The 10,652-nt window shown below is 64.8% G+C and carries 4 protein-coding genes; 2 read left to right on the top strand and 2 right to left on the bottom strand.

Annotation, left to right across the window (positions count from 1 at the left end; translation table 11 throughout):
- The first annotated feature begins 59 nt into the window (after nucleotides 1–59).
- Nucleotides 60–431, top strand: coding sequence for a CoA-binding protein (locus tag KDH09_12990; GenBank protein ID MCB0220609.1), 372 nt, complete (start codon nucleotides 60–62; stop codon nucleotides 429–431).
- Between the two features lie 153 nt (nucleotides 432–584).
- Here the strand turns inward: KDH09_12990 and KDH09_12985 are convergent, their stop codons facing one another.
- Nucleotides 585–8,567, bottom strand: coding sequence for a tetratricopeptide repeat protein (locus tag KDH09_12985; GenBank protein MCB0220608.1), 7,983 nt, complete (start codon nucleotides 8,565–8,567; stop codon nucleotides 585–587).
- Between the two features lie 271 nt (nucleotides 8,568–8,838).
- On the opposite strand from KDH09_12985, the gene KDH09_12980 reads away from it, so the two are divergent.
- Nucleotides 8,839–9,672 (top strand): MBL fold metallo-hydrolase, encoded by an 834-nt coding sequence (locus KDH09_12980; protein ID MCB0220607.1) that lies wholly within the window; start codon nucleotides 8,839–8,841, stop codon nucleotides 9,670–9,672.
- 5 nt (nucleotides 9,673–9,677) lie between these two features.
- Here the strand turns inward: KDH09_12980 and KDH09_12975 are convergent, their stop codons facing one another.
- Nucleotides 9,678–10,097: a hypothetical protein gene (locus KDH09_12975; GenBank protein ID MCB0220606.1), complete on the bottom strand. Its 420-nt coding sequence runs from the start codon at nucleotides 10,095–10,097 to the stop codon at nucleotides 9,678–9,680.
- Nucleotides 10,098–10,652 lie beyond the last annotated feature (555 nt).

Genomic DNA, 10,652 nt, shown 5'->3' with positions numbered 1-10,652 from the left:
GGATACCGAGCGCCTGATGCGCCAGTTCTCCGGGCGGCGCCTGCCGGAGGCCTGATCCAATGCCCAGCATCGCCGTCGTTGGCGCTTCCAAAGATCGCAGCAAGTTCGGCAACAAGTGCATCCGCGCTTATCTCAATCGCGGATGGGACGTCTTCCCGGTAAACACACATGAGAAAGAGATCGAGGGGCTTCGCGTCTACGCCGGCCTCACGGACCTGCCCGGCACTGTCGATCGGATTTCGTGGTATCTGCCACCGAGGATCGGCGTAGCGGCATTGGACGATGTCGCGGGAACGGGGGCGAAGGACCTCTTTCTCAATCCCGGCGCCGACGCGCCAGAGGTGATCGCCCACGCGCGCGAGCTCGACCTGCCCGTGCGCGTGGCCTGCGCCATCGTGGACATCGGGGAGTTCCCGTCGAGCTATTCGTGAGGGTCATTTCCGCTTTCACCTCTCCCTTTCAGGGAGAGGTCGAGCGAAGCGAGGGTGAGGGTCGAATGCACCACGCCGCTACGGGCCTTTCACCCTCACCCGCCCTGCGGGCACCCTCTCCCTGACAGGGAGAGGGAATAGTGAACCAAATCATCACACAGCCAGAATCGAAAGTTTGAGCCGCTGGCGTAGTCCGAAGTATTCCTCGCTGACGGCGTAGCGCAGCAGCTCCTGTACGGCCTCGTTCTCTGCAAAGGCCTGGGCCCAGTTGCCGACCGACTGCAGGGAGCTTCCCTGGAATTTCGGGTCGCGCGCGGCGACCTGCCCGGCGGCGACCTTTAGGTTGTTGCAAAGCAGCAGGCCGAAGCGATCGGCGGTGCGGTCCATGCCGGTGCGCCAGGCGTCCATGTCGAGCCCGCCGAGCGCGTTCTTGTACTTGCCCACGAGCGCCTCGGCGTCCTTGCGGTCCTTGCGGCTCAGCTCCTTGCCGATGAGCTTGGCGTCCTTCTTCACTTCATTGGGATCGCCCGAAACGCGCACGGTCTCATCGAGCAGGTGTCCGGCAAGTTGCACGGCATGGAGCTGCTTGTCTTCCTGGAAGATGCTCACGCCGTAGCTGCCGTCAATGAGCGGCCAGAGCGCGCGGCCCGTCATGAAGGCGCGCGGCGGCACGTCCTGAATACCGGCGAAGAAGTCCGAGCCCACCAGAATGCTCGCGTGCTTGGGCGTTGGAAGCACGCGCAGCTCGCGGTTCTTCTGCCTGCACGAATAGACATCGCACTCGGGATTGCCGGCGAGTTCGAGCGCGCGGCGCACCATCTGATTGGGCGCACCCGTGTCCTCGGGAGCGAGCCTGTCACCGCGGCCCACCCCGAAGTTGTCGAGCCCGTAGGGCGAGAGCCGCCCCATGGAGTGCCCAAGAATCAGGAAATACTCGGCCACGCCGTGGTTGCATCCCGGATGCCAGAGCATCTTTGCCGCCTGGTGCGGGCTCTCGAAAGCGGCCTTGGGATGGGGCGGATTGCGCGAGGCCTGCGCTTCGTAGAACAGGGACTCGGTATCGCTGGCCTGACCCATCAGGACGAGCGCGCCCGCTACGCAAAACGCCTTGTCGTGCGCGCCCTGGGATTCGTACATCTTGAACAGGGCGTGGTAGCTCTCATAGCGGAATGGATCGATCGCCAGCAGCGCGGCGTGTTCCTTGACCGCCTCGCCGTAGGTGCCCGAATTGGACTCGAAGATCTGCGCGAGCTGGATATGCGGGTGCGTGTCGCTGGGATCAAGGCGCACGGCTTTGCGCAGCTCCACCATGGCCCGCTCGGGCTGGCTGAGCTTGTCCTTGTAGAGATCGCCGAGTTTCACGTGCAGCGGCGCCGCGGCCCGCGGATCTTCGCCCTGCACGAGCTGGATAAACTTCTCGTAGGTCGCTGCCGCCTTGTCCCACTGCTGCGCCTGCTCGTAGAGCTCGCCCAGCGATTCGTAGGTCTCCCGGTGGCGCTCGTCGGCGGCCAGCGCGTTTTCGAAGTGGGCGATGGCCGATTGCGGATCCTGATGTCCCTCGAGCGAGATGCGTCCCAGGTGATTCTCGTAGTCGGCCAGGGCGCTGCCCTCGGCGCCGCCGTTGACGAGCTGTACGAAGGCCTCGCGCGCCTCGTCGTAGAGCCCCGCCTGGTAGCGGGCCCGCGCCAGCCGATCGAGCGCGTGCGGGTGACCCGAATGCGCGGCCAGCGAATTCTCAAAGGCCTTTACCGCATCGGCGGGACGTCCGAGTTCCTTCAGCAACAGCCCGCCGCAGACGAACCAGTCGTTGGAGGCCTGTTGCATCTGCCTGGTTCGCTCGGCCGCCTCCGCGGCCTGACGAAGCGCGGCGGCCGCGCCCTCGAAATTGCCCTGCCGGTGACAGATGCGCCCGATGGCCTCGAAGCCATTGGCGAAATCACCGTTGTTCTCGACGGCCTGTTTGTAGCGCGTGAGTGCCTGGTCGGGCTTCTTGAGCTGCTCGTAGGCCTCGCCCAGTCGCGCGTAGACGCCGAAGAGTTCGTCCTGTTTGCCGAGTGCTTCGAGCGCACTGGCCTTGGTATCGAGCGTCGCGGCGAAGTTGTCCCACTGACGAAGCCGCTCGTAGGTTCCCGTCAGCGCGTCGATGGGTGCCAGATAGTGGGCCTTGCGATCGATGGCTGCACGGTAGTTACCGATGGCCTGCTCGTCCTGGCCCAGGTTTTCGAGCACGACGCCGTGCTGAAAGAGGAAGCGCGCCTGCTCGTCGGGCACGTAGCTGTCGAAGGCGCGGCGTGCGAGCAGTTCGTAGAGCGGCAGGCCGTGACGCCAGTCCTTCTTCTGGTAGTAGATCTCGGCCAGCGGCTCGGCCGCCGGAATGCAGTCGTTTTTGAGTTCGAGCGCACTCTGGTAACGCGCCACCGCCTCATCGATCTCGCCGAGCCTGGTCTCGCGAATCCGGCCGGCGCGCGCCAGAAGTTCGGGCTTGGCCGGCGCATCGACGACTTCCACGAGCCGCTCGATCGTCGTCGCGGCGCGGTCGTATTCCTCGACGCGCTGGTAGAGCTCGGCCAGTTCTTCGAGCACGACGGCGTCGTTGGGGCTGACATCGAGCGCCTTGACGTATTCCCCGATGGCCTGACGCTGGGCCTGCGTTGCCTGGGAACGATCGCGCCAGGTACGCCCGGCCTCCAGGAACAAGCGCAGCTTCTCGGCATGGTCCTCGGTCTTCTCGGCGCGATAGCTGTAGGCGTCGGCGAGCTCTTCCCACATGCGGTCGAGTTCGTAGAGCTGTTCGAGCGCGCTCATGGCGTCGAAATCTTCAGACTTGATATTCAGCGCCGCGCGCAGGTGCTCGCGCGCCTGGGCGCTGTCCTTGAGCGAGTCCCGATAGCCTTTGGCCAAGCGGTGATGAAGTTCGTGCAGACGCTCGCCGTACTTGAGCAGCCCTTCCTCGCCGAAGGAGAGGATCTCGATCTCTTTCTCACCCAGGATGCAGTAGGCCTTTGCGTTGTCGCGGCGCAGCTCGATCTCGCCCAGATGACGAATCGCTTCGAGGTTGTCGGGCGCAATCGCCAACGCCTTCGAGCAGGCCTCGGCGGCCTTGTCCAGATCCTGCTTGCGCTCGTCCCAGAGATCGGCCAGTTCGAGCAGAATGGGAACGCGCGCCTTGTCGTCGGCGCACAGGGCGTAGCGGTTCTCGACGAGATTGATGGCCTCGTCCCAGTTCTGCTGTTCTTCAGCGATGCGCTTGAGGAAGGAGAGTGCGCCGGCATGGTCGATCTCTTCCTTGAGGATCTCGCGGAGCACGGAGATCGCGTCGCCGTGCTGGTTGAGTTTCTCATACTGCACCCGCGCAAGCTCGACGCCCAGTGCGCGCTGACGCTCGATGTCGTGCATTTCCTCGCGAAGCGCGGCGTACTGGGCGGCGGCCTCGTCATAGCGTTCGGCCTTCTCGCAGGCGCGCGCCATTTCCACGCGCGTGGAGAGATCGGCGCCGTCGATAGCGAGCGCCTTTCCGAGTGCCTCGATGGCCTGCTCGCCCGGAGCGCTTCCTTCGATCAGGGCGCGGCCGAGCCAGCGATAGTGCGCCGCGCGGGCGGCGTCTTCGGTATCGAGTTCGATACGGCGGCGCAGCACGCCGGCCAGCTCGTCCCAGAGTCCGGCCTCGTGGTAGAGCGTGGCCAGCAGGTCGAGCACTTCGCCATCTTCGGGATGGCGATCAAGCACGGCCTCGAGCGCAATGCGCGCCTGCTCGTTGGCATCCTCGATCGGGTGCCGCGTGACCAGCAGACGGCCAAACTGGGTGCGGATGCGGTTGAGGTAGGCAGGGTCCTGCGCGACCTTGAGCAGGCCCGAAAGCGCGCTGGCCTGCCGCTCCCACTCGCCCATCTCGCCGGCGAGCCGGGCGACCTGTTCGAGCGCGTCGAAGTTCTCCGGCGCGATCTTGAGGATCTCGTCGTAGTAGTAGGCAGCCTTCCTGCTGTCCTCGCGCCGCGTGCCCGTCACTTCGGCAAGGCGCTTGAGAATGATGACCTTCTGGTCCGGCTCGCTCGTCTCCTGGAGATCTTCGAGCAACGTGTTGCAGAGGTTTTCCCAGTCGCCCTCGTTCTCGTAGTTTTCTTCGAGCGAGCGTAGCGCGACGATGTTCCCCGACTGAAGCTGCGCGGCCTTTCGGAAGGAATCGTCGGCCTTGCGCGGGAAGTGGAACTGTTCCTGCCAGAGTTCACCGATGCGCTGGTGCATGGCGGCCATGTAGCGCGCGTCCTGGCTCGTCTCGGAATCGCGGATGTAGGCCTGCAGCAGGTCGTCCCACTGTTCGAGCTTGGGCGTCAGACGCGCCAGACCCGAGAGCACCATCTTGTTGTGAGGATCGAGTTCAAGGGCCTTGCGCAGGTAGAACACCGCGCGTTCCCAGTCCTTGTTGCGGTCTTCCTCGAGCTCGGCCATGCGGATGAAGATCGCCACGCGCGTATCGTCGCTGCCGGCGAGCTGGGCTTCCTTGCTGAAGACCTCCGAGAGCGACTGCCAGTCCTGGCGCACGGCAAAGAGCTTGCCAAGGGTGCGCAGCGCCGGCGTGTGATCGGGATCGACTTCGAGGGCGTGGTAGTAGGCCTCGACGGCCTTCGCGTCCTTGTCGACGTTCTCTTCGGGATCGAAGTCTTCCTGCCAGAGCCCGCCCAGCGACATGTAGATCGCCACCTGGCGTTCCTTGTCGTGGGTGAGCGTGAGCTCGGCCTCATAGAGGCGGATCAGCTCGGGCCAGCGCTTCTGCTGCGCGAGCAGGCGGCCGAGCTGCCGGTAGACGGCAAGGTTCGTGTCGTCTACTTCGAGCGCGGTATAGAGCACTTCGGTTGCCAGCGGCACGTTGTCCAGGCGATCCGAGAGAAGCTCGGCGCGCTTGAGCATGAAGTCGAGCTTCTGCTTCACATCTCCGGCGGCCTCGGCCTCGAACTCGAAGATCTGTTCGAGCTTCTCCCAGCTCCGGTTGCGCGCATGGAGTTTTCCCAGCGACTGCAGCACGTACTGGTTTCGCGGCTCGTGTTCGAGCGCACGCGAGAACCATTCAATGGCCTGGTCGGTCTCGCCGAAAATTTCGTCGTAGAGCTTGCCCACGCGAAGGCTCAGCAGCGCCTTCTGGGAATTGTCCTCGACGGCCTTTTCCTGGCGTACGAGCGAATCGAGCAGGGCCTGCGTGTTGTTCGTATCCAGGGCGATGGTCTCGATGGCCTTGAGCGTGAGCAGGTTGGCCGGGTCGATCTCGAGAATGCGCTGGTAGTATTCGAGCGCGCTATTGGGATCGCTCATTCGCTCAAGCAGCGTGCGCCCGGCGTGGTAGAGCAAATAGACCTTGGCGGCGGGCTGCTCGACGCGCTCGACGAGGCGCCCGGAGACTTCGATGAACTCCGGCCACTTGGCAAAGCGCTGGTAGATCTGGCGCAGCGCCGAGAGCGCGGGCACGGGATTGGCCGCCTTCTCCGCGGCGCTCTGGAAACAGCCGATGACCTTGTTGGTAAAAACCTGGGCGGCAACGCCGCCGGCTTCGGACTCTTTTTGTTCAGCCAGGAAGTGCGAGAGAATCTGCCCGAGCCGGTAGTAGATCTGGGCCTGTTCCTCATTGGCTTCGACGAGGCCAATCTCGCGCTCGAGCACGTCGATGAGGGCTTCCCACTCATGGCGGCGCGTCAGCGCGGCATCGAGTCCCTGCAGCGCCGCCAGGCTCCGCGCGTCGATGGTCAAGATCTTCTGGTAGACCTGAACGACCTGCTCGTCCTGTTCCAGGCGCTCCTGCGCGCGGGCCAGTGCGAAGAGGGCTTCGAGACGGCCGGTCTGGTCGCCGGCCCGGCCGGCGAGCTGCTCTTCATGCTCGGCCTCGCTGAGCACTTCGGGCCATTGTTCTTCCTGTTCGAGAATGCGGCGCAGTTGCCGGGTAATCGACAGGCTCTCGCCGGCGCTCTTTCGCGCGGCAATGAGGTTGTCCTTTGCCAGCGCGCGGAAGCGGGCGCCGGCCTTGAGTTTTACTTCCATCGCCTTGGCGGCGTAGACCTCGGCAATGCGGCGCTGGAAGAGCGCACGCTCGGCTTCGTCCTCACGATCCTGAAGTTCGCGGTAGAGAATTTCGAGCTGCGCGTCCACGCCCGCGTCCCCGGTTCGCTGGAACGAGGGCCGGTCGGCCTCGCGCGCCTCGCGCTCGGCAGCGGCGCGCACGGCGGCATCGGCATCGGCCTGTGCACGCGAATCAAGGTGCGCCGCGTAGCTGCCGATGGAAAGCGGCAGATCGTCGCTGGAGATGCTGACGCCTGGTGCAGCCGGTGCCGGCTGTTCCGAAGCGACTTCCTCCGCGGGCGCGGCTTCGTCGGCCACGTCGCCCCAATCGTCTTCGTCCGCCTCCTCGACGGGCATCTGCGTTTGCATCAGCGGCATGTCCTGCACGCCGCTCTCGGTCATGGTCGCCATGGCTTCGAGCTGCACGGGTGCTTCTTCGAGCGGCTCGGCCTCAAAGTCCTGCGGCTCTTCGGGCTGGGCCTCGGCGAACTCGTCTTCCCACTCGTCCTCATCGGCCGCTTCGCTCTCAGCAGGCGCTTTTTCGAGCGGGGTCGCCGCGGCTTCGTCGCCACCTTCGAGGGAGACTGCGTCTTCTGCAACATCGCCCCAGTCATCGGCTTCGTCTGCTTCGCCAAGCAGCTCGGCCGCTTCCATGGCGACCGGCGCTTCCTCGGCGGGCGGCGAGGGCTCAACCGCCTCGGGTTCAATTTCCGCGAGGGGTTCGGAGAACTCGTCGCCCCAATTGTCCTCTTCGGCGGGTTCCTCTGCTTCCATCGCCACCGGCTCGGGTTCGGCAACCGGCTCGGAAAACTCATCGCCCCAGTTCGATTCTTCTTCTGCGGCGATGTCGCTCGAAGCCTCGGCGTCCATCGCCACGGGCGCGTCGGGTTCCGGCGGCACGAGTTCCGCGGCCGGTTCGGAGAACTCCGAGAAGTCCCCGCCCCATGAATCCTCCGCCGCTTCGGCGGGCTCTTCAGCAGGCGGCAGCAGCTCCGCCTCGGCAGGAGGCTCAAGCTCGACGCCTTCGGGCGGCTGCAATTCGACGTCATCGTCGAGGGCGACCATTTCGAGATCGGCCGCCTCTTCGGGCACTTCTCCAAGGGGTTCCACCGGTTCTTCGGAGAACGCGGAGAAGTCGTCTGCGGGTTCCGACTCGGGTGCGGGCGCCTCGGGCGTACCGCCCAGCTCGACCGGTTCTTCGGCAGGCGGCGGCGCGTCCATTCCCGGGACGGCATCAGCGGGCTCGGAGAACTCGGAGAACTCGGAGAAGTCCGAGAACTCATCGGCACCATCATCGGCCGCCGGTTCGGACGGCTGCTCTGCGAGCGGCGTCATCGCGTCGCCAAAACCGGCGAGCATGGTGACCTGATTGGGATCTTCCTGCGGTGCCGGCGGTTCGGGCACGGACTTCAGGGACTGCGAGCTGAGCTGCGATTCGCTGAGCGGCGGCGGCGGCGCCGGCTCCATCTCGATGTCCGTGCCGCCCAGTGACTCGGCCGTTGCGGCGAACTCGTCTTCGCCACCTTCACCCCAGCTCGGGGCGGGCTCTGCAAAGTCGGCGAACTCGTCGGAGGGGGCCGCTTCGGGCGCGGGCTCCGATGCTGGTTCCGATACGAGCGTCTGGTCGGGCGGCGCGCTGCTGGAGTCGAAGCTCTTCACGCTCCATTCATCGCTGCCATGGGTGTGGGTCTCGGGCGCCATGCCCGGCTCAAGCGGCGTGGCCGCGGCGCCCAGATCGACTTCGGCAATGCCGGGTTCGGCCGAGAATTCATCGACGTCCCAGGATTCGCCGCTGTCTTCGGCGGGCGCGGCCGTCTCTTCGGAGGCGCTGAAGTCGTCGGGGCTCCACTGCGTGACGTCGTTGGGATCTTTTGCCGGTGGCTCTTCGGCCGGCGGCGCGGGCGGCTCCACATCGGTCGCCCAGTTGCTCTGGGCATGGGGAAGCCGCGCGGCCTGCGCCGCGGTATCGGAATCGAGCGGCGCCGAATCGGCGAGCGCGTCGTCCTTTTTGGTCCCGGTGTTGGACTCGGCGGAAACGGGCTCGGAGAACTCTCCGAATCCCCATTCATCACCCTGGTTGTTGTCGTCCGCCATGTCTGGCACGCCCTCCGCCTGATCCCCTGACAATGTGGGGAGCGCGCACCATTAAGGAGCACGCACGCCCGGACGTGGTCGGTGGAAAGGCCCGCCTTCGAGCCCCCGGCAGCGCAACGCAAAGAGCGGCTGGTTCCCGGCCCACGCCAGCGTTTGAGGATCAGGCAGTACGGTAGCCAAAGAGTGCCGGAAACATCAAGGCTACCGGGCACTTAGGGGGCCATTCCCCTTGGCGCGCGGTCCGCCGGTGGGGCTATACTCCCGGCCCACTATGAGCGCCCAGATCGAGATACGCCCCCTGGAGATCGATGGTTCGGGATCGAGCTTCGACCCCGACCAGCGAAACAACATCTACCTGCTGGTGCGCGGCGCCAAGGCCGTACTCATCGACGGCTGCTATGCCCACGATCAGGCCCGCTCCTGCGTGGCGCAGGCGCTCAAGGGGCTCACGCTCACCGACATTCTGGTCACCCACTTCCACCCCGACCACAGCGAGTATGCCGCGCAGATCCGCGAGAAATACGGCGCCGCCCTCTGGGCCAATCCTGAGGAGACGCGCATCGGCAAGTTCGTCAAGGACGAGGAGATCGACGGGCGCCTCAGCGGCAACGACCAGACCATCGAGACCGGCGCCGGCATTGCCGTGCGCGCGATTGCCACGCCCGGGCACACCCACTCACACACCTGCTATTTCCTTGAGGAGAGCGGCACGCTCTTTACCGGCGACCACATCATCGGCAAGGGCACGCCCTGGGTGGGCCCTCCCCACGGGAACATTCGCGACTACCTTGCCAGTCTGCTGAAAGTCCGCGAGCTGCCACTCAAGGAAATCCGCGGCGGCCACGGCCCGGTGGTCACCGATCCGAAGGCCAAGATCGACGAGTATTACGGCCACCGCATGATTCGCGAGGCCCAGATCCTCAAGGAACTGAGCACCGGCCCCAAGACCATCGAGGCCATGGTCCAGACCATCTACGCCGACGTCGACTCGCGCGTGCACACCCTGGCCGGAATGGTTGTTCGCGGGCACCTGGACAAGCTGCTCTTCGAAAAGCGCGTCGCCGAGTTCAAGGAAGGCAGCCAACTCCTGTTCGAGATGAGCTGAGCCCGCTAGCCCCCGAAAACCTTCCTCACCAGCGCGGTCTCGCGCTGCTCGTGGTGCTGGAGCATGTGGAGCCCCCTGCGCAGGATCTCCTTGAGCTTGTCCATGGCTTCGTGGGAGCTGTGGTCGCAGGCTTTTTGCGCCTGGATGAACAGTTCCATGAGCGTGGGGTGTTCGTCCTGCAGCGCGGCGAGCTCGTCGCGAGCGCCGGGATCGCGGCGGCCGATCTCTTCGAGGTAGTGACCGGCCTCTTCGGTGGCGAAGTGGCGTTCGAGCTGGACGCAGAGCGCGATCAGATCCGCGCGGAGCTGGCCGCGCACACTCAGCTCGCTCAGCAGGGTGACTTCCCACTGAACGACCTTGCCCAGATCCCGCACCAGGATATTGATGTCCTGGTGCTCTTTGAGGACACCCTTCGCGCTCTCCAAGTGCTTCCCCCCGGTCCCCGCCTGATGCAACCGGCTCGAATATATCACAGCTCTTTTGCGCGTGACGAACTTCCGCAGGGGCGCGCCTGGGCCGCCCTGAAGCCACGCCACGGACTCGCTCACATTGGCGCTCGAAGGCTCACCATGGCACGCGCCTCCGCGCCACCCGACGTGCAGTGGGTGAAGAAATTGTGGCGAAGACCTGGAACCCCTTGTTGCGACTGATATCACAAAAAGCTACAACATGCTGTAATTACACAGTTATTTGCCAATCGATCGTTCGACCGAGCGTGCTGAGCCAAAAAGCTACAGCGCGCATTGTGACGGATGTACTTGCCAGCAAAGCCTTCATCGCATAGTTTTGCCCGCGTTCGCGGCGAGGGATGCGTCCATGCGCGTGGAAGCCCCACATCGGGGGGCGGGGTCCGCGAAGCAGGGCGCATTTTCGCTCAGCAGCAATATCAACCGAGGGAATCCCAACATTTTGGGGAGGAAGAACAAACTCATGAAGAATCGCATCCTTTCGACTCTGGCCATTGCGGCCCTCATCTGCGG

This window comes from Chrysiogenia bacterium, assembly GCA_020434085.1.
In the GTDB taxonomy this organism is placed as follows: domain Bacteria; phylum JAGRBM01; class JAGRBM01; order JAGRBM01; family JAGRBM01; genus JAGRBM01.
The sequence above is the reverse complement of the archived record's forward strand: the minus strand, read 5'-3'. Positions and strand labels throughout refer to the sequence as shown.

Coding starts and splice junctions, on each gene's coding strand:
- KDH09_12990 (MCB0220609.1), top strand. CDS start 60: ATGCCCAGCATCGCCGTCGTTGGCGCTTCCAAAGATCGCAGCAAGTTC.
- KDH09_12985 (MCB0220608.1), bottom strand. CDS start 8,567: ATGGCGGACGACAACAACCAGGGTGATGAATGGGGATTCGGAGAGTTC.
- KDH09_12980 (MCB0220607.1), top strand. CDS start 8,839: ATGAGCGCCCAGATCGAGATACGCCCCCTGGAGATCGATGGTTCGGGA.